Origin of the sequence: Luteibacter sahnii (genome assembly GCF_034063545.1) — a bacterium.
Lineage (GTDB): Bacteria > Pseudomonadota > Gammaproteobacteria > Xanthomonadales > Rhodanobacteraceae > Luteibacter > Luteibacter sahnii.
In genome coordinates this window covers 389,517-414,020 of sequence record NZ_JAQLOK010000003.1, presented here as the reverse complement: position 1 = coordinate 414,020, position 24,504 = coordinate 389,517, and the positions used below count along the sequence as shown (strand labels likewise).

At 68.5% G+C, this 24,504-nt stretch carries 24 protein-coding genes; 14 read left to right on the top strand and 10 right to left on the bottom strand.

Annotation, left to right across the window (positions count from 1 at the left end):
- The first annotated feature begins 36 nt into the window (after window positions 1–36).
- Window positions 37–705 carry a DedA family protein gene (locus PI246_RS12120; RefSeq protein ID WP_343218472.1) on the top strand — a complete coding sequence of 223 codons (669 nt, stop codon included), beginning with the start codon at window positions 37–39 and terminating at the stop codon, window positions 703–705.
- 4 nt (window positions 706–709) lie between these two features.
- On the opposite strand, the gene PI246_RS12115 is transcribed toward PI246_RS12120, so the two are convergent.
- Window positions 710–1,582: a LysR substrate-binding domain-containing protein gene (locus PI246_RS12115; RefSeq protein ID WP_320551549.1), complete on the bottom strand. Its 873-nt coding sequence runs from the start codon at window positions 1,580–1,582 to the stop codon at window positions 710–712.
- 104 nt (window positions 1,583–1,686) lie between these two features.
- Between PI246_RS12115 and PI246_RS12110 the strand changes: the two genes are divergently transcribed.
- From PI246_RS12110 to dgoD, 8 genes are read left to right on the top strand one after another with little or no spacing between them, the layout of a single operon-like run.
- On the top strand, window positions 1,687–2,685 hold the full coding sequence (locus tag PI246_RS12110; protein ID WP_320551548.1) for a 2-dehydro-3-deoxygalactonokinase: 999 nt from the start codon (window positions 1,687–1,689) through the stop codon (window positions 2,683–2,685).
- Window positions 2,686–2,717: 32 nt separating this feature from the next.
- A complete protein-coding gene (locus PI246_RS12105) occupies window positions 2,718–3,707 on the top strand; it encodes an arabinose ABC transporter substrate-binding protein (protein ID WP_320551547.1) in 990 nt (329 codons plus the stop codon).
- 2 nt (window positions 3,708–3,709) lie between these two features.
- The gene (araG, locus tag PI246_RS12100) at window positions 3,710–5,239 is read left to right on the top strand and encodes an L-arabinose ABC transporter ATP-binding protein AraG (RefSeq protein ID WP_320551546.1); all 1,530 of its coding nucleotides are present in this window, start codon (window positions 3,710–3,712) and stop codon (window positions 5,237–5,239) included.
- Window positions 5,236–6,237 (top strand): L-arabinose ABC transporter permease AraH, encoded by a 1,002-nt coding sequence (gene araH / locus PI246_RS12095; protein WP_320551545.1) that lies wholly within the window; start codon window positions 5,236–5,238, stop codon window positions 6,235–6,237. The genes araG and araH overlap by 4 nt, the downstream gene beginning before the upstream one ends.
- Window positions 6,237–7,118 (top strand): SMP-30/gluconolactonase/LRE family protein, encoded by an 882-nt coding sequence (locus PI246_RS12090; protein WP_320551544.1) that lies wholly within the window; start codon window positions 6,237–6,239, stop codon window positions 7,116–7,118. The genes araH and PI246_RS12090 overlap by 1 nt, the downstream gene beginning before the upstream one ends.
- Window positions 7,119–7,123: 5 nt before the next feature.
- On the top strand, window positions 7,124–7,924 hold the full coding sequence (locus PI246_RS12085) for an SDR family oxidoreductase (RefSeq protein ID WP_320551710.1): 801 nt from the start codon (window positions 7,124–7,126) through the stop codon (window positions 7,922–7,924).
- Between the two features lie 5 nt (window positions 7,925–7,929).
- Entirely contained in the window at window positions 7,930–8,541 is a 612-nt protein-coding gene (locus tag PI246_RS12080) for a 2-dehydro-3-deoxy-6-phosphogalactonate aldolase (protein ID WP_320551543.1), read from the top strand.
- A gap of 2 nt (window positions 8,542–8,543) precedes the next feature.
- Window positions 8,544–9,695 carry a galactonate dehydratase gene (dgoD, locus tag PI246_RS12075; protein ID WP_320551542.1) on the top strand — a complete coding sequence of 384 codons (1,152 nt, stop codon included), beginning with the start codon at window positions 8,544–8,546 and terminating at the stop codon, window positions 9,693–9,695.
- A 36-nt stretch (window positions 9,696–9,731) separates the two neighbouring features.
- On the opposite strand, the gene PI246_RS12070 is transcribed toward dgoD, so the two are convergent.
- Together PI246_RS12070 and PI246_RS12065 are read right to left on the bottom strand one after the other, a co-directional pair.
- Complete coding sequence (locus PI246_RS12070) at window positions 9,732–10,292, bottom strand: pseudouridine synthase (RefSeq protein WP_320551541.1); 561 nt, start codon at window positions 10,290–10,292, stop codon at window positions 9,732–9,734.
- Complete coding sequence (locus PI246_RS12065) at window positions 10,293–11,144, bottom strand: class I SAM-dependent methyltransferase (RefSeq protein WP_320551540.1); 852 nt, start codon at window positions 11,142–11,144, stop codon at window positions 10,293–10,295.
- Between the two features lie 120 nt (window positions 11,145–11,264).
- On the opposite strand from PI246_RS12065, the gene PI246_RS12060 reads away from it, so the two are divergent.
- Window positions 11,265–13,370 (top strand): TonB-dependent receptor family protein, encoded by a 2,106-nt coding sequence (locus PI246_RS12060; RefSeq protein ID WP_320551539.1) that lies wholly within the window; start codon window positions 11,265–11,267, stop codon window positions 13,368–13,370.
- Between the two features lie 33 nt (window positions 13,371–13,403).
- On the opposite strand, the gene PI246_RS12055 is transcribed toward PI246_RS12060, so the two are convergent.
- From PI246_RS12055 to PI246_RS12030, 6 genes are read right to left on the bottom strand one after another with little or no spacing between them, the layout of a single operon-like run.
- Complete coding sequence (locus PI246_RS12055) at window positions 13,404–14,579, bottom strand: ABC transporter permease (protein WP_320551538.1); 1,176 nt, start codon at window positions 14,577–14,579, stop codon at window positions 13,404–13,406.
- Window positions 14,576–15,310 carry an ABC transporter ATP-binding protein gene (locus tag PI246_RS12050; RefSeq protein ID WP_320551537.1) on the bottom strand — a complete coding sequence of 245 codons (735 nt, stop codon included), beginning with the start codon at window positions 15,308–15,310 and terminating at the stop codon, window positions 14,576–14,578. The genes PI246_RS12055 and PI246_RS12050 overlap by 4 nt, the downstream gene beginning before the upstream one ends.
- Window positions 15,307–16,863 (bottom strand): alpha/beta fold hydrolase, encoded by a 1,557-nt coding sequence (locus tag PI246_RS12045; RefSeq protein ID WP_320551536.1) that lies wholly within the window; start codon window positions 16,861–16,863, stop codon window positions 15,307–15,309. Before PI246_RS12045 ends, PI246_RS12050 begins: the two co-directional genes overlap by 4 nt.
- Window positions 16,864–16,868: 5 nt before the next feature.
- Window positions 16,869–17,063 carry a helix-turn-helix transcriptional regulator gene (locus PI246_RS12040; protein ID WP_320551535.1) on the bottom strand — a complete coding sequence of 65 codons (195 nt, stop codon included), beginning with the start codon at window positions 17,061–17,063 and terminating at the stop codon, window positions 16,869–16,871.
- A complete protein-coding gene (locus PI246_RS12035) occupies window positions 17,060–17,470 on the bottom strand; it encodes a hypothetical protein (protein WP_320551534.1) in 411 nt (136 codons plus the stop codon). Before PI246_RS12035 ends, PI246_RS12040 begins: the two co-directional genes overlap by 4 nt.
- Window position 17,471: 1 nt before the next feature.
- Window positions 17,472–18,383 (bottom strand): alpha/beta fold hydrolase, encoded by a 912-nt coding sequence (locus tag PI246_RS12030; RefSeq protein WP_320551533.1) that lies wholly within the window; start codon window positions 18,381–18,383, stop codon window positions 17,472–17,474.
- 240 nt (window positions 18,384–18,623) lie between these two features.
- Between PI246_RS12030 and PI246_RS12025 the strand changes: the two genes are divergently transcribed.
- Genes PI246_RS12025 through PI246_RS12010 form a run of 4 tightly spaced genes read left to right on the top strand, consistent with a single transcriptional unit; the run spans window position 18,624 to window position 23,173 of the window.
- Window positions 18,624–19,130, top strand: a complete 507-nt coding sequence (locus PI246_RS12025; protein ID WP_320551532.1) for a Csu type fimbrial protein — start codon at window positions 18,624–18,626, stop codon at window positions 19,128–19,130.
- A 32-nt stretch (window positions 19,131–19,162) separates the two neighbouring features.
- The gene (locus PI246_RS12020) at window positions 19,163–19,855 is read left to right on the top strand and encodes a fimbrial biogenesis chaperone (RefSeq protein ID WP_320551531.1); all 693 of its coding nucleotides are present in this window, start codon (window positions 19,163–19,165) and stop codon (window positions 19,853–19,855) included.
- On the top strand, window positions 19,809–22,175 hold the full coding sequence (locus tag PI246_RS12015; RefSeq protein ID WP_320551530.1) for a fimbria/pilus outer membrane usher protein: 2,367 nt from the start codon (window positions 19,809–19,811) through the stop codon (window positions 22,173–22,175). The genes PI246_RS12020 and PI246_RS12015 overlap by 47 nt, the downstream gene beginning before the upstream one ends.
- Window positions 22,172–23,173: a Csu type fimbrial protein gene (locus PI246_RS12010; RefSeq protein WP_320551529.1), complete on the top strand. Its 1,002-nt coding sequence runs from the start codon at window positions 22,172–22,174 to the stop codon at window positions 23,171–23,173. Before PI246_RS12015 ends, PI246_RS12010 begins: the two co-directional genes overlap by 4 nt.
- Before the next feature lie 170 nt (window positions 23,174–23,343).
- Here the strand turns inward: PI246_RS12010 and rsgA are convergent, their stop codons facing one another.
- Window positions 23,344–24,402: a ribosome small subunit-dependent GTPase A gene (gene rsgA / locus PI246_RS12005; protein ID WP_320551528.1), complete on the bottom strand. Its 1,059-nt coding sequence runs from the start codon at window positions 24,400–24,402 to the stop codon at window positions 23,344–23,346.
- Window positions 24,403–24,504: the final 102 nt, after the last annotated feature.

The following is a 24,504-nucleotide window of genomic DNA, read 5'->3' as shown; positions in this document are numbered from 1 at the left end:
GCAGCGCACCTCGCGTGGACGGCGATCCGTGGGATCATGCGATCCTCGTTCTTCGATGGAATCGGCCCCGGCCGGATCGATGCCCCGCTGATGGATATCCTCAACAACCTCGTCGACGTGTTCGGACACAACGGCTATATCGCCGTGTTCATCGCGTTGATGCTCTGCGGCGCGGGCATCCCGCTGCCGGAGGACCTCACCCTCGTCGCGGGCGGCATCATCACCGGCCTGGGCTACGGCGACGTGCACACCATGGTCTGCGTGGGCATGGCCGGCGTGCTGGTGGGCGATTCGACCATGTTCCTGCTCGGCCGCCACTTCGGGGGGCGCATCATGCGCGTGCGGCTGGTCGCGCGCCTGCTCACCCCCGAACGCTACGCCAAGGTGCAGGAGAAATTCGAGCGCTACGGCAACCGCCTGATGTTCGTGGCCCGCTTTCTGCCGGGCATGCGCACGGCGGTATTCATCACCGCGGGCGCCACCCATCGGGTGGGTTTCTTCCGTTTTCTCCTTCTCGATGGCATGGCCGCGGCGATCAGCGTGCCGATCTGGGTCTACCTCGGTTATTTCGGGGCCCATAACCACGAGTGGCTGACGATGTGGATCCACCGCGGTCAGACCGGCATCTGGCTGGCCATCGCGGCAGCCCTGGCCGTGGTCGGGGTGCTGTGGTGGCGCAAGCGGAAGACCGCCCGGGACTGCTGATCGGTCAGCCCGGCCGCTCGCCGCCCAGTTCGGCCACGAGCCAGGCCCGGAACAGCGCCGTTTCGTCGCGGGTCGATGCCTCGCGCGACACCGACAGGTAATACGTGTGCTGCAGCGGCACCGCCACCTCGCACGGCTCCGCCAGCCGCCCGGCGGCCAGATCGTAGGCCACGAGCAGTTCCTGCGCGAGCGCGACGCCCTGCCCCTCGATCGCCGCCTGCAACATCATCGTGGCGTCGCCAAAGCCCATGTCGCGGGACGCCGGTCCCGGGTCCACGCCGGCCAGTTCGAACCAGCGATCCCAACTGGCGGAAGGCGCGGAGCGTCGGCCGGTGCGCTCATGCAACAGCAGTTGCCCGGCCAGGTCGACCGGTGACGCGATGCGCGCGGCGAGCCCGGGAGAGCACACGGGCACGTATCGACTGACCGCGAGAAGCGTGGCGCCCTCGGCGAGGCGATCGTCGATGGCGAGATCCCAGCCAGCGTCCTCTCCCTCGGTGACCACCTCGACGGCGACATCCGGATGCCTGGCGAGGAAGCGGAACAACCTCGGTACCAGCCATTTCGTGCCGAACGGGGGCGGCACCGCCACCCTCAGCGAGGGGGGGCGCTGCCCCGTGACCTGATCGGTGGCGTGCTGCAACGCACGAAACGCGTCGCGCACCCGCGGAAAATAATGTTCGCCCGCCTGCGTCAGCGAGAGCCGGTTGTTGCTCCGCACAAAGAGCGCCGTGCCGAGGTAGGCCTCGAGCGATTTGACCTGCGCACTGACCGCCGCCGCGGTCAGCGACAGCTCTTCACCCGCCTTGGTGAAGCTCAGATGCTGCGCCGCAAGCTCGAATACGCGCACGGCATTCAGGGGGAGCGAGCGCTTCATCGCAAGGTCTTCAAGAAAAATTTGGGGAAAGCCCGGAGAAATTCTAGTTTGCCTGTCCGCGCGGGCGCCGCCAAGAATCGACCGCGTTCCGCACGGGATCCACGATGAACATCGTCACCATCGACACCGGCACCACGAACACCCGCGCCAGCGTGTGGCGCGACGGCAGCGTCGTCGGCCGCGCGGCCGCCCAGGTGGGGGTGCGCGACACCGCCATCACGGGCGACACGAAGAAGCTCGAAGAAGGCGTGCGCGACACCATCGTCCAGGCCCTCGCCGACGCCGGCCTCGAGCGTGGCGACGTCGGTCACGTGCTGGCCTCGGGCATGATCACCTCGAACATGGGCCTGTGCGAGATTCCGCACGTTCCCGCCCCAGCCGGCATCGACGACCTCGCGAAGGCCATGCGCGAGACGCTCGTGGAAAATGTCTGGCACCAGCCGCTCTGGTTCGTACCCGGCGTGCGTAACGCCGTGGAACACATCGGCCTGCACAACTGCGAGGCCATGGACATGATGCGCGGCGAGGAGACCGAATCCTTCGCCCTGGTCGAGCGCCTTCGCATTGCCGAGCCCACCGTGATCGTGCTGCCCGGCTCCCATTCGAAGTTCGTCAGCCTCGACGCCCGCCAGCGCATCGAGGGCTGCGTCACCACGCTGGCCGGCGAACTGCTCCACGTGATCTCGCACGACACCATTCTCGCCGGCTCGCTCAAGGACGGCTTCGCCCGGCGCGTCGACCCCGAGATGCTGCTCGCCGGCGCGGCGGAGTCGAAGAAGATCGGCTTGGGCCGGGCCTGCTTCAGCGTGCGCATCCTCGACCAGTTCGCCGTGTATGACGCCAACGCCCGGGCCAACTTCCTGCTCGGCGCCGTGCTCGGCTCCGACCTGCTCACCCTGAAGAACTCCAGCGCCATCCGCATGAGCCCGGGCACGCGCTTCGTCATCAGCGGCAAGCCGGTGCTGCGCGATGCCATCGCCCGGCTCGTGGAGGGCGACGATTTCTTTTCCGGCACCGTCACGGTGCTCGATGACGACGAACAGCGCGATCTGGCCGGCCACGGCGCCATCGCGGTCGCCCGCCGGCGCGGCCTGGTCGACTAGTCCCCTTCCCTTCGCGATACGAGGAGCTCCGCATGAAGATGAAGATCGCCCTGGGCCTGAAAGCCCTCGCCCTGGCGCTGGCGCTGTCGGCCTGCTCGTCGGGTTCCAACGATCAGGTAAAGATCGGTTTCGTCGTGAAGCAGCCCGAAGAGCCGTGGTTCCAGGACGAATGGAAATACGCCGAGCAGGCGGCGAAGGAGAAAGGCTTCACCCTGGTCAAGATCGGCGCGCCCGACGGCGGTCAGGTGCTCACCGCTATCGACAATCTCAAATCCCAGCATGCGCAGGGCTTCATCATCTGCACGCCCGACGTGAAGCTGGGCCCCTCGATCGTCGCCAAGGCGAAAGCCGATGGACTCAAGCTGATGACGGTGGACGACCGCCTGGTCGACGGCGCCGGGCAACCCCTCGCCTCGGTGCCGCACATGGGTATCTCGGCCACCAAGATCGGCGAACAGGTCGGCCAGGCGATCGCCGATGAAATGAAGAAGCGCGGCTGGAAACCCGAAGACACGGGCGCGCTGCGGATCGCCTACGACCAACTGCCGACGGCGAAGGAGCGCACCGATGGCGCCGTCGACGCGCTGACCGCCGCGGGCTTTCCGAAGGCGAACATCGTCAACGCACCGGAAGCCAAGACCGACACGGAAAACGCGTTCAATGCGGCCAACATCGCGATCACCCAGAACCCGACCTACAAGCACTGGGTCGCCTTCGGCCTCAACGACGAGGCGGTGCTGGGCGCCGTGCGCGCCGCCGAAGGACGCGGCTTCCGCGCCGGCGACATGATCGGCGTGGGCATCGGCGGCAGCCAGTCCGCCCTGAACGAATTCGCCAAGCCCGAGGCCACCGGCTTCTTCGGCAGCGTGCTGATCAGTCCCAAGCGCCATGGGTACGAAACCTCGATCAACATGTACGAGTGGATCAAGAACGGCAAGGCGCCGCCGGCGCTCACGCTGACCACCGGGCAACTCATCACCCGGGACAACGCCGCGCAGGTGCGCAAGGACATGGGGCTCTGACGATGCACAGTGCGCCACGCCTGGCATTTCGTCATATCGGCAAGCGCTTCCCCGGCGTGCGCGCGCTGGACGACGTCGGCTTCAGCGTGCGCGCCGGCAGCGTGCACGGCCTGCTGGGCGAGAACGGCGCGGGCAAGTCGACGATGATGAAGATCCTCGGCGGCGAATACGTGCCCGACGACGGCGAGGTGGCCATCGACGGCCAGGCGGTGGCGTTTCGCGGCGCGGCCGACGCCATCGCCGCCGGCGTGGCGGTGATCCACCAGGAACTCCAGTACGTGCCGGAGCTGTCGGTGATGGAAAACCTGCTGCTGGGGCGCCTGCCCACGCGGCTGGGCCTGGTCGACCGTCGCCGCGCGCTGGCCTTCGTGCGCGAGCGGCTGGATGCCCTGGGGGTCGATCTCGATCCACGGGCGAAGCTGAAGCAGCTGTCGATCGGGCAAAGGCAGATGGTGGAAATCGTCAAGGCCATCCTGCGCGACGCGACGATCCTCGCCCTCGACGAACCCACCAGTTCGCTCTCCCATCGCGAGACGGAGGTGCTCTTCCGCCTGGTCCGCGACCTCCGGGCGCAGGGCAAGGCGATGATCTACATCTCGCACCGCCTCGACGAGATCTTCGCGCTGTGCGATGCGGCCACCATTTTCCGTGACGGCCGCAAGGTCGCCGATTTCGACACGCTCCAGGGCGTGTCGCGCGAGACGCTGGTGCAACGCATGGTCGGCCGCGACATCGGCGACATCTGGGGTTACCGTCCACGCGAGCACGGTCCCGTGCGCCTGTCGGTGCAGGGCGTGACGAGCCGCGCCGTGCCGCTGCCGGCCAGTTTCCAGGTGCGAGCGGGCGAGATCGTGGGGTTCTTCGGCCTGGTCGGCGCGGGCCGCTCGGAGTTGATGCGCGCCGTCTACGGCGCCGACCGCCGTCTTTCCGGCGAGGTGAGCGTCGATGGCAAGGCGGTGCGGCCCACGCACATCCGCGACGCGATCCGCCTCGGCCTGGTGTTCTGTCCCGAAGACCGCAAGGAGGAAGGCATCATCGGCGTGCGCTCGGTGTCGGAGAACATCAACATCAGCGCGCGACGCAACCACCTCGTCGCGGGCCTGTTCGTCAACGACCGCGTCGAAGCGCGCACCGCCGACACCTACATCGAACGCCTGCGCATCCGCACGCCGAACCGGCGCCAGGAAATCCGCCTGCTCTCCGGCGGCAACCAGCAAAAGGCCGTGCTCTCGCGCTGGCTCGCCGAGAACGACCTGCGCGTGCTCATCGTCGATGAGCCCACGCGCGGCATTGATGTCGGCGCGAAGAACGAAATCTACGCCGTGCTCTACGAACTGGCCGCGCGCGGCGTGGCCGTGGTGATGATCTCCAGCGAACTGCCCGAAGTGCTCGGGGTGTCCGACCGGGTGATCGCGATGTCACGCGGGCGCATCGTCGCCCAGTTCGCCCGCGGCGAGGCGAGCGAGGAAAGTGTCCTCGCCGCCGCCCTCCCCGAAGGGGCCGCCCCATCCGCCCGCCAGGTAACCCCATGACCGACACCCGCGCCACCGCCCTCGGCACCACGCCCGATTCACCGGCCTCGCGACGCCGCGCGATGCTCTGGCAGATGGTGGACGACTACAGCCTGATCCTCATCTTCGTCGCGCTGTTCGCGGTGTTGAGCGCCACGGTGCGGTACTTCTTCTCGTGGGACAACATGGCCGGCCTGCTGCTGTCCGTGTCGCAGATCGGCATGGTCGCGTGCACCATGATGTTCTGCCTGGCGTCCCGCGACTTCGACCTCTCCGTGGGCTCCACGGTGGCGTTCGCCGGCGTGTTCTGCGCCATCGTCGCCAATGCCACCGGCAGCGTCGTCGTCGGCGTGCTCGCCGCCCTCGTGGCCGGCGCCCTCGTCGGCTTCGTCAACGGGGCGGTCATCGCCAAACTCAGGATCAACGCCCTGATCACCACGCTCGCGACGATGGAGATCGTCCGTGGCCTGGCCTTCATCAGTTCCCATGGCCAGGCGGTAGGCGTCAGCAACGAGGCATTCTTCGCCCTCGGCAGCGCATCTGTAGCCGGCCTGTCCGTTCCGGTGTGGATCACGCTGGGCTGTTTCGCGTTGTTCGGCGTGCTGCTGAACAAGACGATCTACGGACGCAATACGCTGGCCATCGGCGGCAACCCGGACGCGGCCCGGCTCGCCGGCGTGGCGGTGGACCGCGTGCGTATCGCCATCTTCCTCATCCAGGGCCTCGTGGCGGCGCTGGCCGGTGTCATCCTCGCCTCGCGCATGACCAGCGGCCAGCCGAACGCCGGCCAAGGCTTTGAGCTGAACGTGATCTCGGCCTGCGTGCTCGGCGGGGTATCCCTGATGGGTGGCCGCGCGACGATCAGCGGCGTCATCGTTGGCGTCCTCATCATGGGCACTGTGCAGAATGCGATGAGCCTCATGAACATCGACGCTTTCTACCAATACGTCGTGCGCGGCACCATCCTCCTGATCGCCGTGCTCGTCGACCAGCTCAAGAACCGCAGGCAAGCCCGCTGATGAACGACTTCAAGCCTCTTTCCGAACACCGCCAGGCGCATGCCGAAGGCGTGATCTGGGACGACCTCAAGGGCGTGGTCCGCTGGACCGACATCGCCACCGCCACGCTCTACGCCTACGAGCCCGCCACGGGGCAGGTGAGCGAGCATCGCCTGCCGTCGCGCCCGTGCTGTTTCGCGCTCACCCATGACCCCGGCGTGCTCGTGCTTGCGCTGGAAAAACAGGTGGCGCGCCTGGACACGGCCGACGGTACCCTGCACGTGCTCACCGACATCGAGCCGGATCTTATCGGCATGCGCGCGAACGACGGCCGTTGCGACCGCGGCGGCAATTTCATCTTCGGCACGCTCAACGAACGCGGTCCGGAGAAGACCGCGTCGTTCTGGCGCTATGCGCGCGATGGACGGCTTGATCGCCTCGCGTTGCCCAAGGCGGCCATCACCAACAGCATCTGCTTCAGCCCCGACGGCGGCACGATGTATTTCACCGACTCGCCCAGCGCGGAGATCATGGCCTGCGACTACGACGCGGCCACGGGTGAGGTCGATCGCATCCGCGTCTTCGCGCGGCTGCGCGAGGGCTACGAGCCCGACGGTTCCACCATCGATGCCGACGGCTTCCTGTGGAACGCCGAATGGGGTGCCTCGCGCGTCGTCCGCTACGCGCCCGACGGCCGCATCGATACGGTGATCGACCTGCCCTCGCGCCAGCCGACCTGCGTGACCTTCGCCGGGCCCGGACTCGACCGCATGGTGGTGACGTCAGCCCACAAAGGCCTCACGGGCGAACCGGGGCCGTTCGACGGCGCGATCTTCATTGGCACGCCGCCGGTCGGCCGCGGGCTGCCCGAAGCGCGTTACGGCCACGCGGTGGCGCCGTGAACGCGATGACGCGCCCCGACCCGCGCACCACGCCGCTACCACGCCTGGCCGGCAAGGTAGCGATCGTCACCGGGGCCACCCAGGGCATCGGCGCGGCCACGGCGAGGCTGTTCGCCGCCCATGGTGCCGCCGTGGTGCTCAACGTGCTCGAAGACACCGCGCAGGCCCGCGAGACGCTTGCGACGCTCGGCACGGAACACGCGATGCTCTACGAGGCCGACGTCACCGACGCGGCCGCCGTCGCGCGGATGGTCGACGCCGCGACCGCACGTTTCGGCGCGCCCGACGTACTCGTCAACAACGCTGGCATCAACGTGTTCAACGCGCCGCTGGCGCTCACCGACGAGGAGTGGACGCGCTGTTTCGAGGTCGACCTCAAGGGCGCGTGGCACTGCGCCAGGGCGGTGCTTCCGGGCATGCTTGCGCTCGGCCGCGGCAGCATCGTCAACATCGCCTCGGTGCACGGGCACAAGATCATCCCGCATTGCTTTCCCTATCCCGTGGCCAAGCACGGCCTCATCGGCCTGACGCGAGCGTTGGGCATCGAGTACGCCGCGCACAACATCCGCGTGAATTCGATTTCGCCCGGCCTGGTGCTTACCGCCATCGCCGAAGCCGGCTTCGCCGCCGCGCCCGATCCCGAGGCCGAGCGGCGCCGGCAGACCGAGATCCTGCCCAACAAGCGCATCGGCGAGCCGGAGGAGATCGCCTATGCGGCGCTGTTCCTGGCCTCCGACGAAGCCCGCTACATCAACGCCGCCGACATCCGCATCGACGGCGGCCGTTCCCAGCTCTACCACGAGTGACTTCCATGGCCTGGCCTACCGCATTGCCCCTCGTCGCGATCCTGCGCGGCATCACGCCCGACGAGGCCGTCGACCACGTCGAGGCCTTGATCGCGGAGGGTTTCGACGCGATCGAGATCCCGCTCAATTCGCCGGATTGGCGCCGGAGTATCCCGCTCGCGGTCGACGCCGCCGGTGACCGGGCCCTGGTGGGCGCGGGTACGGTGCTCAGCCCCGACCTGGTGGACGAGGTAGCCGACCTCGGCGGGCACCTGCTGGTCACCCCGAACACCGATCCGGCCGTGATCCGCCAGGGCGTCAAGCGCGGCATGTACGCCTGCATCGGCTTTGCCACGCCCAGCGAGGCTTTCGTCGCCCTCGCCGCCGGCGCGCAGTCGCTGAAGCTGTTTCCCGCGGCGAACCTGGGACCAGGTTACGTCAAGGCGATCCGCGCGGTGCTGCCGCCCGACGTGCCCCTGCTGGCGGTCGGCGGCGTGACCCCCGACAATCTCGGCGACTACCTCGACGCCGGCTGCATCGGCGCGGGACTCGGCAGCGACCTCTATAAACCGGGGCAGCCGGTCTCGCGCACCCGCGAACGCGCCGCCGCCTTCGTCAAAGCCTACCGCTCGGTCTGAACATGAAAGTCACACGGATCACCACCTATCGCGTGCCGCCTCGCTGGATGTTCCTGAAGATGGAAACCGACGAGGGCGTCGTCGGCTGGGGCGAACCCGTCGTGGAAGGCCGGGCGCGCACCGTCGAGGCCGCCGTGCACGAACTGTCCGAGCTCGTGGTCGGCAAGAACCCGGCACACATCAACGACATCTGGCAGACCCTTTACCGTGGCGGCTTCTACCGCGGCGGCGCGGTGTTCATGAGCGCCATCGCCGGCATCGACCAGGCCCTGTGGGACATCAAAGGCAAGGTGCTCGGCGCACCGGTCTACGAGCTGCTCGGCGGCCGCGTGCGCGACCGCATGAAAACCTATTGCTGGGTCGGCGGCGATCGGCCGGCCGACATCATCGCGCAGATGAAAGAGCGTCTCGCCCACGGCTTCGACACCTTCAAGCTCAACGGCTGCGAAGAGATGTCGATCATCGGCACCAGCAAGGCCGTGGATGCCGCCGTGGCCAAGGTCGCGCAGATCCGCGAAGCCTTCGGCAACACGGTGGAATTCGGCCTGGATTTCCACGGGCGCGTCTCGGCACCCATGGCCAAGGTGCTGGTGAAAGAACTCGAACCGTTCCGTCCGTTGTTCATCGAAGAACCGGTGCTGGCCGAACAGGCCGAGCATTACCCGCGCATCGCCGCCCAGACGTCCATTCCCATCGCGGCGGGCGAGCGGATGTATTCGCGCTTCGAGTTCAAGCACGTGCTCGAGCGGGGCGGCATCTCGATCATCCAGCCCGACCTGTCCCATGCGGGCGGCATCACCGAGTGCGTGAAGATCGCCGCGATGGCCGAGGCCTACGACGTGGCGCTCGCCCCGCACTGCCCGCTCGGACCCATCGCGCTGGCCTCGTGCCTGCACGTGGATTTCGTCAGCTGGAACGCCACGCTGCAGGAGCAGAGCATGGGCATCCACTACAACAAGGGCGGCGAGGTACTCGACTACATGCTCAACAAGGACGCCCTGACGCTCGACGACGGCGGCTATGCGCTGCCGTTCAAGGGGCCGGGCCTGGGCATCGAGGTGAACGAGGCGCTCGTGATCGAGCGCAGCCGCGACCCGGGCGACTGGCGCAATCCGCTGTGGCGGCACCCGGATGGATCCGTGGCGGAGTGGTAGGCTGCCGCTGCCGGTGAGGGCCGGTCACTTCGGATGTCAGGTCGGAGCGCGCCCCGCGCGCGATACATCGATCACCCGCGTCTGGCCCGGCCCCAGCCCATCGAGCCGATAATCGCCGACGGCCTCGCGGATGAGCCGCAGCGTGGGATGCCCGACCGCCGCCGTCATCCGGCGCACCTGGCGGTTGCGCCCCTCCCGCAGCACGATACGCAGCCAGCGATCGGGCACGGTCTTGCGGAAGCGCACCGGCGGATCGCGCGGCCATAACCACTCGGGTGCGTCGATCGCCTGGACGCCCGCGGGAAGGGTCGGGCCGTCGTTGAGCGTCACGCCACGGCGCAACCGGTCGAGCGCATCGTCCGTGGGCACGCCTTCGACCTGCACCAGATAGGTCTTGGGTTGCTTGTGCTTCGGGTCGGCGAGCCGATGCTGCAGGCGGCCATCGTCGGTGAGCAGCACCAAGCCCTCGCTGTCGTGGTCGAGCCGACCGGCGGCATAGACACCCTTGTACGGCACGAGGTCGGCCAGCGTGCGCCGGCCGGCCTCGTCGGTGAACTGGCACAGCACCCCGAAGGGCTTGTTGAGCGCAACCAGCACTTACTTCGCGGCGGGCTTCACGAAGCGCAGGGTCATGCGGTCGGACTCGCCGATGGCCTGGTACTTGGCCTTGTCGGTCTCACCCAGTTCGAGCGTCGGCGGCAGCGTCCACACGCCCTTGGGATGATCGCGATCGTCCTTCGGATTGGCGTTGATCTCGCTCTGGCCATCGAGCTTGAAGCCGGCATCGGTAGCGAGCTTGATGACGTAATCGGTCGGCAGGTAGCCCGAGTTCACCACCTGGTCGAGCGTCTTGCCCTTGGCCGCGCGGTGGTCTTCCACGCCCAGCACGCCGCCGGGCTTGAGCACCTTGAAGAACGCCTTGAACATGGTTTCAGCCGAGCCGTCGGCCGCCCAGTTATGCACGTTGCGGAAGGTCAGCACCATGTCGGCCGAGCCGTCCGGGCCGAGGTTCGGCGCCTTGTTGTCGAAGTCCAGCAGCCTGGCGTTGCCGAAGTGGGCCTTGTCGAAGGCGAATTTCTTCTCCAGCGCGGCCTTGCTCTTGGACCCGGCGGGCACGGCACCGATGTAGTGGCCGTTGGCGTTGAGGAACGGTGCGAGGATTTCGGTGAACCAACCGCCCGACGGCCAGATCTCGATCACCGTCATGTCCGGCCGGATGCCGAAGAAGGTCAGCATCTGCTTCGGATGACGATACGTGTCGCGCGCCTTGTTCTGCTCGGAGCGCCACGGCCCGGCGACGGCCTGGTCGAGCTGCGTGGAGGCCACCTGGCCGGCACTGGCCGGTGGGGTGGCCTGGGTCGGCTGGTCGACGTCGAAGGCCATCACGGCGGCGCTCGCGGCGAGGGCGACGGCGTTGGCGATGACGAACTTCCGCATGAACTGCTTCATGGCGCTACCGGTGCGATGGGAGGGTGGCCCGAAGGCTAGCATGGACGACCCTTGCCCAGCGATGTACGGCACGTCGACACACGACGTGGATCATGGGGTTTCCTCCCGGGAACACACCGCATGACCTTCCGCCCCCTCGCCGCGGCCGTTGCGCTTGCGCTCCCGGCCGTCGCCACCGCCCAGGACGTACCGCGCCTGGGCGCGGTGGTGGTGACCGCCACGCGCACCGCGCAATCGCCCTACGACGTGCCTGCCGCGATCGACAGCGTGCCGACCCCGCCCGACGGCACGCTCGACGTCAATCTTTCCGAGCGGTTGCAGTCGATCCCCGGCGTGACGGCGCGCGACCGCCAGAACTACGCGCAGGACACGCAGATCTCGATCCGCGGTTTCGGTGCCCGCTCGACGTTCGGCATCCGCGGCATCCGCCTTTACACCGACGGCATCCCGGCCACCATGCCGGACGGCCAGGGCCAGGTCACGCATTTCAACCTCGACTCGGCCGAGCGGGTGGAAGTGTTGCGCGGCCCGTTCTCGGCGCTTTACGGCAACGCCTCCGGCGGCGTCATCCAGCTGTTTACCGCGGACGGCACCGAGCCGCCGACCTACCGCGTCGGCGTGGCCGGCGGCAGCAACGGCAACCTGCGTGTCTCGGCCAACGCGCGCGGCGTCGAGGGGCCGGTCGACTACAACGTGGACGTGACCCACTTCCGCACCGACGGCTATCGCGACCACAGCGCGGCGCGGCGCGAATCGGGCAACGCCAAGCTCGGCTGGACGATCGACGACGACACGAAACTGACCCTCGTGCTCAACGCCGTGGACATCCCCGATGCGCAGGATCCCCTGGGCCTGACCCGCGCACAGTACCGCGCCGATCCACGCCAGGTCGCCGCCGTTGCCCGGACTTTCGACACCCGCAAGTCGGCGGACCAGCAGCAGGCCGGCGTGATCTGGGACCAACGCATCGACGCGTCGAACAGCCTGCGCGTGATGGCGTATTACGGCCAGCGGTCGGTAACGCAATACCTGTCGATCCCCGTCGCCACGCAGGTGTCTCAGCCCGGTAACGCAGGTGGCGTGGTGGATCTGGCCAATGCCTATGGCGGCGGCGACGCGCGCTGGACCTGGCGCGACACCCTGGCCGGCAAGCCCTTCGAGCTGGCCGCCGGCGTGGCCTACGACAACCAGCACCAGCACCGCCAGGGCGACGAGAACTTCGTCGGTACTGCGCTCGGCGTACGTGGCGCCCTGCGCCGCGACGAGATCGACCGGGTATTCAATGTCGACGAATACGCCCAAGCCACCTGGCGCGTCGCCGACGACTGGACGCTGATGGGCGGCGTCCGCCACAGCGACGTGCGCTTCCGCTCCACCGACCGCTACATCGCGCCGGGCAACCCCGACGACAGCGGCACGGTGCGTTATACGGCCACCACCCCGGTCGGCGGCGTGCTATGGCGCGCGGCGCCGTGGGCGCACGTCTACGCCAACTGGGGACGCGGCTTCGAGACGCCGACGTTTTCCGAGCTCGGCTATCGCGCGGATCGCGGCGCGGGGCTCGCCTTCAACCTCAAACCCTCGCACTCGAACAACATGGAAGTGGGGCTGAAGCTACAGCCCGCAGAAACGCTCTCGGCGGGCGTGGCGGTCTTCCGCGCCGACAGCGACGACGAGCTCGCGGTGGCGACGAACCTCGGTGGCCGCACGACCTACCAGAACATCGCGCGCTCCCGCCGCCAGGGTATCGAGGCATCGTTCGACGACGAGGTCGCGCGCGACCTTCACCTCGTCGCGTCGTACACGCGCCTGCTTGCGAGCTTCCGCTCGCCGTTCCTCACCTGCGTCTCCGCCGGCTGCCGCGCTCCGGATACGCCGGTCGCGGCGGGAACACGCATTCCCGGGGTTCCCCGCGGCCTGGGCTATGCGGCGATCAAATACGGCGGCGAGCGCGGCTGGCAGGCGACCCTCGACGCCAACGCGGTCGGCGCGACCCCGGTCAACGACCTCGGCACCGAAGCCGCGCCGGGCTATGCCCTGTTCGGCTTGGGCGCCGGCTACGTGTTCGACCACGGACCGTGGCGCGTGAACACGTTCGGCCGGCTGGACAATCTGGCCGACCGGCACGTCATCGGCTCGGTGATCGTCAACGACGGTAACGGGCGTTACTACGAGCCGGCACCGGGGCGAACGTTCCTCGTGGGCGTGGACGTCACATGGCGCTAGGCGGACGGTCGCGCGCCAGGCGCGCGACGGCCCTCACCCGGAGATCGCCAACCGCTCCGACCGATACATCCACGCCGTCGCCAGGATCGCCACCAGCGCCGCGACGAATCCGCCGCCCAGACAGAGCGCCGTCTGCCATGCCGGTACGCCGTCGCCGCGCAGCAATTGCACGATGGCCAGGTTCTGACCGAGCAGGGGCACCGCGTACATCCACGACTCGGCGCGCACCTGGATCACCGACAGGAGTACGCTGGGCAGGATCGGCACCATCATCAGCACCGAAAGGTACGTCTGCGCTTCGCGGTAGCTGCGTGCGAACGCGGACACCAGCGACTGCAACGCCGCCAACAGGACGATCAGCGGCAGCATCAGCAACAGCACGTGCGCGGCGAAGCCGACGCCCAGGTCGAGCATGATGCCGAGCTTTTCGATGGGAATGAACCACGGCGCGGTGGAGAAGGCCAGCACGCACAGGAACAGGCTTACCAGCGAGAACGTGCAGATCGCCATCAGCTTGCCCGCGAGGATCTTCCAGCGCGCCACGGGATTGACGAACAGCGGCTCGAGCGATTGCCTTTCGCGCTCGCCGGCGGTCAGGTCGATCGCCAGGTACATGCCACCGACGAACACCGTGAGCACCAGGAAGTACGGCATGAACGAGAACATCAGGCCCGCTCGCGCCTGGGACGACGCCTGGTCGCGGTCGGCCACCTGCAGGGGCGCCGCCACGCTCGGTGACAGGCCGCGGGCGATCAGCCGCATGGCACCCTCGCGCTTGGCGTAAGCGTCGAGCACGGCACGCACGCGCGCCACCACCGGGATCGCGTCGCGGCGCGACGAGTCGTGGATGACTTCCACCTGCACCGGCTGGCCTGCGTTCCACGCTTTCGTGTAATCGGGCGCTATGCGCAGCACCACGTCGGCGCGCTGGTCGCGCACCGCGGCTTCAGGATCGGGCAGGCCCGCGACCACGTCGATGTTGGAGGCCTTGAGCGTCCTCATCAGGTTCGGCGCGGCCTCGGCGCCGATCACCGGCACCGCGATAGGCTGGTCGGCCTTGGCCAGTTCGCGGTTCACGGCGATGTTCATCATCGTGATGAACAGGACGGGCCCCAACAGCGGCCCGGTGACCAGCGCGTTGAGCAAGGCACGGCGGTCGCGCAGGTTTTCGCGCACCTCTTTCCAGTAGACGGCAAGCATCGCGCTCATGCGGCCAGGCCCTCGTCGGTGCCGATCAGTTCGACGAAGGCATCTTCGAGGTTCGCCTTGCCGGTCTGCGCGAGCAGCGCATCGGGCGATTCGTCGGCCACCACGCGACCGTGCGCGATCACCACGATGCGATCGCACAGCGCCGCCACCTCTTGCATGATATGGCTGGAAAACAGCACGCACCGTCCCTCGTCTTTGAGTTGCCGCATGAAGCGGCGCATGGCGCGCGTGGCCATCACGTCGAGCCCGTTCGTCGGTTCGTCCAGCAGCACGTTGCGCGGATCGTGCACCAGGGCCCGCGCGATCGCCGTCTTGACCCGCTGCCCCTGCGAAAAGCCCTCGGTGCGCCGGGTCGCGATGTCGCGCATGTCCAACGCATCGATCAGGGCCTCGCGGCGACGATCGATCAGGGCCGCGTCCATCCCGTGCAGCCGGCCGAAATACTCGATGTTTTCCGCAGCGGTGAGGCGCTTGTACAAGCCGCGCGCGTCAGGCAACACGCCGAGCGCCCGGCGCACGGTCTGAGGATCCGCCGCGGCGTCCACCCCATCGACCAGCACCTGGCCGGCATCCGGCGTCATCAACGTGTAAAGCATGCGCAGCGTGGTGGTTTTGCCGGCGCCGTTCGGCCCCAGCAAACCGGTGATTTCACCGTCGCGCGCGGTAAAACTGACGCCTTTGACGGCATGCACCGCGCCGAACGTCTTGCGCAGGTCCTTGACCTCGATCATGGCGTGGCTCCATTGAATCCGACGAAGGGGGGCAGCGACGAGAGACGATCCAGGCAACCGGCGTCGAGCGCCTTTGCATCGGCCTTGTCGATGAATTCGGACAGCAGGCGCGGCATGCAGCCGCGCATCACGACGTTGTGGCCCTGGCCCTTGAGCACGAAGTGACGGCCGTTCGGCAGGTCTTTCACGACGGCATCGCCATAGCGGGGCGGGGTCACCGGATCATATTGGCCCGACATCAGCAGTGCGGGCACCGCGCTCTTGAGCGGCTGGCGAAAGTCGGCCGGGCGTGCGCCGTGCGGCCACACCGAACACACGGTGCGGAACGCCTCGATCATGGCGTCGCCCAGGATGAGTTCCTTGTCCTGGGGCCGCGGCTGCAGTTCGGACGCGTCTTCGGAACACAGCACCGAATACTGCAGGCCGCTGCCCATGGTGTCGCCGAGGTCGGCCGCGAGCAGTTTGGCCTGACCCAGCAGCGGGCCCACGTCGCCGTGCGCGGCGGCGTCGACCGACAGCGGGAGCAGCGCGGAGGTCTCCGGCGAATAGGCGAACATGCGCACGACCGTCGCCAGCACGTAGCTGCTGAGCATGCGCTGGGTGGATGCGTAGGTCTGCGGATCACGGAAGGTGACCTTGTGCGGGTTCGCCCGCAGCGCATCACGCAACTGGTAGAGCGTCTGGTAGGGATCGCCGAAGCGCGCGTGGCAGGCGGCATCCGCCGTGCAATCGGCGAAGCGGGCCTTGAGCGCCGCGTCGAGGTTCACCGCGAACTCCTCGCCGAGCACGAGCGAGTTGGGCACCACGCCGTCGAGCACCAGGGTGCGCACGGCATCGGGGTGATGCATCGCGTACTGCTGTGCCACCCGCGTGCCGTACGAGACGCCGATCAGGTCGACGGCCGGCGAGCCCAGGGCGCGCCGCGCATCTTCCAGGTCCGCCACGGCATCGGTGGTGGTGTAAAAGCGCACGTCGGCGGTCGGCGAGAGCGCATCGAGGCAATGCTGCGTCTCCCGGCGAACCCGCGCGAGGTCCAGGCCGCCTTCGTCGCTTTCGCCGGCGTCGCCCGGCTCGCTGTCGCGACAGCCCAGCGGATGCGATCCGCCCGTGCCGCGCTGGTCAAGCAGAAGCACGTTGCGATGCGCCTGCACGCCCGCCATCGCCGGCTCGACCGCGGCGTAGGTTTGCGTCGCCGCCTGCCCCGGTCCGCCCGCGAGGAACACCACCATGTCCGGCGCGGGCACCTGGGCATCGCTGCGGACCACGGCCAGTCGCATCGCGATCTTGCGTCCCTGCGGATGCGCCCGGTCTTCGGGCACCTCGAACGGCGCGCACCACGCGGCGATAGAGAGCGCGGTATGCGGCTGGCCCAGCTCGCAGGGCGTCAGCCGCAACGAACCCAGCCGCCATTCGGCGGGCGCGGCGGTCATCGATGTCGCTGCCTTTGTCGGAGCCGCCATGGTGGACGCGTCGTGCCGATGCGACACGTGGCGTGCGACGAAGACGGCGGCGAGGATCACGACAGCGATCGCGATCCGGCGTTGGATAGTCATGCCTTTCAGTCCTCGGGCGTGAAGATGGATTCGATGGGCATCGCGAAGATACGCGCGATCTTAAAGGCCAGCGGCAGGCTGGGGTCGTATTTGCCGGTCTCGACGGCATTCACCGTCTGCCGCGAGACGTCGAGGCGGTCGCCCAGGTCGGCCTGCGACCAGCCCAGCGCAGTGCGGAGTTCACGGACCCGGTTGTTCATCGCTGGCGAAGGTAATGCAGGCGGCACAGGCATTTGGCGACGCCAAAGCAAAACATCAGCACCGGAAACACCCAGATCGCCACCGCCTCGCCGGGCGGCACCGGCAACACCTTCGCGTTGAGCAGCATGCCGTAGGTGAAGAAACCGAAGCAGCCCGCGCCGCCGCCGATGGCGATGGCTTGCAGGTCGATCAGCCGCTCGAATTCGTCCTGGTCGCGGATCACCCGAACCATCGCCCGCAGCACGAACGCGATCGGCACGACCGGCAGCAACGTCACCAGGGTACGCATGGCGGTGCCTTCAAGCGTTTTCAGCCAGTAGACCGAGAGGACGATCAGTACGCAGTAGACGAGCATCGCGGGCAGCAACTCGCGAAAGTAACGTTTGTGGACGGCGCGCAGGGCCATGTCAGTGAGCCTCGATGAAAGCGTTCAACGTCTTGAGGAAGGTGGCGGGCTGGTCGAGCATCACGTAGTGCCTCGACGGCGCGATCGGGACGACCCTGGCGTTCGGCGCGTCGGCGAGCAGCGACGCGTAGTAGGCGGTTTTCTGCGCTTGCGTGAGCTTCACCGGCCCGGCGTTCGCGTCCGCCTGGCTGTACGGCATGATCTCCAGGATCGGCGCCTTCGCCGCCTTCAGGTCGGGACGGAAGTCGGCGCCCACGTCTTCGGCCATGTAGCGGGCGACGGCCTTGCGATCGCTACGGGCGTTGAGTGGCGCCACGCGTTCGGCGATGGACGGATCGAGCGTACCCACGCTTTTCATGTATTGCAGCTGCTGCGCCTGGAAGGCTTCCGGCGTGGCGCTTTCCATCTGCGCACGCAGGCCGCCGGCGATGGCTGCGCGCTGCGTCGCGTCGACCCGCTCCATGCCCGGGAAGACAGGCAATCCATCGACGGCGACGACACCGCCGACGAGGTCCGGATGCCGGCCGGCGAAGCGCAGCGCCAGGGTGCCGCCCAGGCTGTGGCCGACGAGGATGGGATGTGCGATGTGCCGATCGGCGATCAGACGCGCCAGCGCGTCGTCGGCACGGTCCAGCCACTGGCCGTCGCCGGATGGTGGCGACGTGCCGTCGAACCCGGCGAGCGTCACCACGTAGACGGTGTCGCGTTTTTCCAGGTCGGCCACGGTGTCTTTCCACACCCAGGCACCACCGGCGAGGCCCGGGATCAAGATCACGGCGTGGCCGCCGGATCCGTGGCGTTCGACCTTGAGCGTGTCGACCTGCCAGGACGGCGCGTCGGCGGCATGCAGGGTGGACAGGGCGCAAGCGGTGAGCGCGAGCGTGGCGAGACGACGGATGATGCGATGAGACATGGATGAACCTCCCCCGAGGTGACGTGGAGCGTGTCAAGCACGCTTGACACGCATCCTGCGCTTCGCTGTCCGCACTGTCAAGCACCCTTGACACGAGCAGAGCACGGATTCGGCATCGCTAGGCGAATCCGGACGCCTTGCCGAATTTCGTCACTCGCGCACGGCGCGCTTGCCGATGCTTGGTGCGAAGGAAATCACGATGCACGAAACGGATGCGCCGCACCCCGCCGGGAGTTACCCATGATCCGCCTCCGTTCCCTCGTGGCCGCCGCCGCGCTCGTCACCGTCGCCGCGGCGCACGACGCCCGTGCCGCGACCGCCACCAACACGTTCAACGTGCGCATCACCATCACCGCGGCGTGCAACATCACGACTACCGCACCCACCGACGTGAACTTCGGTAGCCAGCCTTCGACTGCCACCAACGTGGACAACCAGGGCGCGCTCAACGTCAATTGCACCCCGAGCGCGCCTTACACGATCGCGCTGGACAACGGCCAGAACGGCACGGATGCGAACAGCCGCAAGATGAGCAACGGCACCTCGCTGGTGCCCTACCAGCTGTATCGCGCCGCGACGCGAACCGCGGCCGACGTGTGGGGCAGCACCACCGGCACCGGCGGCAACGTGTTCGCCGGCACGGGCACGGGAGCCAACCAGGCGATCCCGGTCTACGGGCGCGTGCCCAGCACCAACTTCGCCGCCGGCAGCTATGCGGACGTGATCACCGCCACCATCACCTACTGACGGTGCGCACGCCTTGGTTACCGTGCCTGGCGATGGCCACGGCCATGGCGATGTCGTTCGCTTGCGTGTCGCGCGCCAGCGGCCTGCAGGTGGCGCCGATCGGCCTGCGCCTGACCGGCGACACGCCTGCCCAGGCGCTGTGGCTGACCAATACGGGCGCCGATCCCATCCACGCCCAGGTGCGCGTGTTCCGCTGGACCCAGCACGACGGCAAAGATCTGTACGAGCCCTCGGGCGACCTGGTGGTCAGCCCCCCCATGACCACCATCGCCGCTGGCAGCCGGCAGATGGTCCGGGTCATCCGTCAAGCCGCGCCGCCGGACGGCGTCGAGGCGTCGTATCGGGTCATCGTCGACGAACTGCCGATCGACACGCCGAAGGGGCTCGCCTTCGTGCTGCGTTATTCGATTCCCGTGTTCGTGGCACCGAAAGACGATGCGTCGGTGCGCGCGACGCTGGATGCCACCTGGAACGACACGCCGGAGGGACCCCGCCTGCGCGTGCGCAACGAAGGCAACGGCCATGCGCAGATCGCCAACCTCGTACACGTCGACAGCCAGGGACATCGCATGGTGGTGTTGCCGGGATTGGTCGGCTATGCGCTGCCCGACAGCGCCATGAGTTGGGCGGTGCCGCCCCACGTGCCGCGCGAAGGCACGTGGAAGGCGAGGGTCAACGGTGAAACGACCGAATCGACCCTCGTCGCTGGCAAGGGCGATCGCTAGCCTCCTGGCCCTGGATGCCGCCACGGTGAACGCGACATCGACCGGACCCGGCGCCGCCGAGGCGATTCCTCCACCGCCGGTGCTCTCGCGCGACCGACGGGTGGGCGAAGACCTCTACCTCGAAGTCGTGCTCAACGGCAGCAGCACCCAGCGCCTCGTGCACTTCATCCGACGCGACGACGCCCTGTGCGCACGGGCGGAGGATCTTCGCGCCATCGGCTTCGCGCTGCCGACCGGCGGCGACGACGTCCGTTGCCTGTCGGACATGCCGGGCGTGCGCGTCGGCTACGACGTGGCCGAGCAACGCGTGCGCATCGACGCGCCGCTCGACCGCCTGGCGTTGCCGCGGCACGTGCTCGGCACGCCGGAGCGCGCGACGACGCCGCCGGCCAGCGGCACGGGCCTGCTGCTCAACTACGACATCTATGCCGCCCAGGGCGGCGGGCTGGGCAACGTCAGCGGGCTCGCGGAGCTGCGCGGCTTCAGCCAGGGCCTCGGCGTGCTCAGCAACACGTCGCTGACACGCCGTTACCAGGCGCGCGGCGAAGGCTGGCAGGGCGACACGGTGCGCCTGGACACGCAGTGGCGCCTGTCGTTTCCCACGCAATCCATGGCGTTGACCGTCGGCGACACGTTGACCGGCTTCCTTTCGTGGACGCGCGCCACGCGCATCGGCGGCGTCGCCATCGGCACCGACTTCGCCCAGCAGCCCTATCGCGTCACGACGCCCTTGCCGCAATTCTTCGGTGAAGCCACCGCGCCGTCGGCGGTGGAGCTTTACATCGACGGCGTGCGTCAATACAGCGGGCGCGTGCCGGCGGGGCCGTTCCAGCTCACCGCGGTGCCCGGCGTCGACCAGGCCGGGCAGGCACAGGTCGTGCTGACCGACGCGCTGGGCCGCACGAGCACGGTGACCTTTCCGTTCTATGCGGCCCGCCAGCTCCTGCGCGCGGGACTCGACGACTGGTCGGTCGAATGGGGCAAGGTGCGCGAGTCCTACGGCATCCGCTCGTTCGACTACGGCGAAGCGATGCTGGGCAGCGCCACGTGGCGCCACGGCGTCGACGACCACCTTACGCTCGAGGGACACGCCGAAGGCGGTGACGGCCGCGCGAGCGGCGGCGTGGGGACGGTGTGGAATCCCGCGGGCGCCAACACCATCAACGCGTCGCTGGCCGCGTCGCACGGCGGCGGCCTGCAGTATGGCCTCGGCTACACCTGGATGGGCCGCTACGTGAACGCCTCGTTCGACACGCTGCGCGGCAACGCGCATTACCGCGACGTGGCGTCGGGGTACGGCTCGCCCCCGCCGCGGGTGAGCGAACGCGCGCTGATCGGGTTCAATGTGCGTCATTCGAGCTTCGGCGTGAACTACGTACGCCTGCGCTATCCCGGCGCCCCGGCGACCCGGCTCGCGGGGTTGTTCGTGCTGCGCAACGTGGGCCACGGCATCACGCTGAACCTCACCGCCAACCAGAACCTCGACGACGCCCGGGACCGGAGTCTCTTCGCCGGCGTCACCGTCGCCCTCGATGAGCGCACCACCTGGAGCACCTCGGTACAGCGCGACCGCAACCAGACCTTCGGCATCGTCGACGCCAGCCGGCCGATCGACGGCGACGGCGGCTTCGGCTGGCACGCGCAGGCACGCGCCGGCCAGGACGGCGGCGGCCTGGTGGAAGCGGGCTGGCTCGGCCGCCTGGGCCAGGCGACCGTGGGTGCCAGCGACATCGGTCCGGGCCGCTACGGCTACGCCGACGTCAGTGGCGCCCTCGTGTTGATGGGCGGCCACGCGTTCGCCTCGCGGCGCATCGACGACGCCTTCGCGGTGGTGAGCACCGAAGGCACCCCGGACATCCCCGTCTTGCAGGAAAACCGCCGCACGGGCGTCACCGACGACCGCGGACTGTTGCTCGTGTCCCGACTCAACGCATGGCAGGACAACCGCCTCGCGATCGACCCGATCGACCTGCCCGCGGATGCGCGCATCCAGCGCGTGGAGGCGGTCGTGGCGCCGGCCGACCGTTCCGGCGTGCTCGTGCGCTTTCCCGTGCGCTACGTGCGCGCGGCTTCGGTCGTGCTGGTCGATACCCACGGCGAACCGCTGCCCGTGGGCACGCGCGTGGACACCGGACGCGGCGACCCCGCGTGGGTGGGCTACGACGGCATGACCTACCTCGACAGCCTGCAGGGCGCGCACACGCCACTGCGGGCCACGTTGCCCGACGGGTCGACCTGCACGGCGCGTCTGGACTACCCCGCCAGCGCAACGCAACTGCCGCGGCTGGGGCCGATCGCCTGCATGGGGACACCGCCGTGAAGTGGCTCGCGCTGATCGTGCTGCTACTGGGCGCCCTGGCGTGCGCACCGCGCGCACAGGCCACCACGACATGCAGCATCACGAGCGTCACCGCCCTCGCCCTCGGACCGGTGGATCCGACCGGCAGTTTCGTCGACGCGTCGGCCACGCTCAACTACCAGTGCACGTACAGCGGCCTGCTGGGTAACCTGTATGGCACCTTCGTCACCGCCTGCGCGAGCGTTTCGGCCGACGACCAGGGCAGCTTCGCGCCGCGCACCGTGGTCAACGCCAGCAACGACCGCATGGCCTACCAGGTCTACCAGGATGCGGGTCGCACCACGATCTGGGGGACGCTGGGCAACGCGAGCTATCCCCCGAGGGTATGGAACACGAGCATCGGCATCCTGTCGAACGGGGCACAGGTCACCGGATCGCTGAACGTCTACGGACGCGTCCCGGCCGGCCAATCCACGCTTTCGCCCGGCAGCTACGCGGGCTCGCTGTCCACCTCGCTCACCTACAGCTACAACGAGGCGCTCCTGAGCATCGGCACGCCCCCGGCCGCCTGCAACGGCGGCGGCACGGGCGGCCCACTCACCGCCGCGGGACCGACGATGAACGTGACTGCGTCGGTCGCGGCGCGATGCACCTTCGGCACCGCCACCGACCTGCTCTTCGGCAACGTGCCGGGGCTATTGACCGTGGCCACCGACCAGACCTCGTTGCTGCGCGTCACCTGCACCAACCGTGCCCCGTTCCAGCTTGGCCTCGACAACGGCGCGAACGCCTCCGGCGCGCAACGACGCATGGGCAGCGCGGGGCAATACGTCAATTACGAGCTCTACCGCGACAGCGCGCGCACGCAACGCTGGGGCAACACGCTCAACAGCGACACCTACGCCGGCACGGGTTCGGGCAGCGAGCAGACCGTGACGGTGTATGGCCGCGTTCCGCCGCAGGCGGCGGCCATGGCCGGCACCTACAGCGATCTCATCACGGTGACGGTCACCTACTGAGGCGGCATGCGGACTGCCGCAGCGACGTCGCCGACGCGCGCCCTGCGCCCGGCCAAGGCGAATGACGCCGTGCGAGGTGGGAGCGGACCGCATCCGCGAACCCTCCGGACACGAGGGACGAATGAGGACGCAATCCTCATTCGTGCGAGCTGCCCGACCCCAACGCCCGCTCAGTCGTCCTGCGACGACCAGCCGCCACGCCTGGGCTTGCCGCCGTGCTTCACCGGCCCGGCCTTGCGCCGCAACCGTGCTTCGAGCGTGGCCGCCTGTTCTTCGCGTTCGTCGTGCAGCTTGAGGTAGTTGCGCCAGCGTTGCGGCGACAGCTCGCCCGACGCGAGCGCGGCCTGGATCGCGCAGCCCGGTTCGTTGCCGTGGCCGCAGTCGGCGAACCGGCATTGCGCGGCCAGCGCTTCGATGTCGGCGAAGAGATCGAGGTTTTCCTCGCCGGTGAGCTTCAGCTCGCGCATGCCCGGCGTATCGATGAGGCAACCGCCCGTGGGCAGCATCAGCAGCGCGCGGTGCGTGGTGGTGTGGCGACCGCGGCTGTCGTGCGAACGCACCGCACCGGTCGCCATGCGCTCCTCACCAAGCAAGGTGTTCGTGAGCGTGGACTTGCCCGCGCCGGAGGAGCCCACCAGCACCGCGCTCGACCCCGGTCCGAGATACGTCGCCAGCAAGGGCACCGTGGCCGGGTCCTTGCCGTTGATCGCATGCACCGCCGCGTCGGATGGCAAGCGCGCGCGCAGGGCGGCGACCGCCGCATCCGTATCCACCCCGGTGTCCGCCTTGCTCAACAACACCACCGGGCGCGCGCCGGAGCCCTCGACCAGGGTGAGGTAGCGCTCGATGCGCGCCGGGTTGAAGTCGCCGTCCAGGCCGGTAAGCACCAGCACGTAATCGATGTTGGTGGCGATGATCTGCCGTTCGTAGCGCTCGCCCGCGGCGGCGCGCGTGAGCACCGACCGACGCGGCAGCACGGCCTCGATCACCGGATGCGTGGCCCGGTCGAGCAACACGAAGTCGCCGACCGCGGGCCGCAACGACGGATCGAGCCCGCGCTTGAGGAAGGTGCCCGCCGGTTGCGCGTTGAACGCCCCGGCCCCGTCGTGCACTTCGTAGCCCGCGCGATGCTGGGCCACCACGCGTGCCAGGCGGCGCGGATCGTCGGGCAGGGCGGGCTCGCGCCAACCGATGTGACGCAGGCGCGCCAGGTCCGGGGAGAGGGTCATGGCGCGATTATGCCCGCTCCGCGGCCGATTTCCGCCTCGCTGGCGGGGAATGACGCTGCTAGGATCGGGGAACGCGGCCGGAAACGGGTCCGGCCAAGCCAA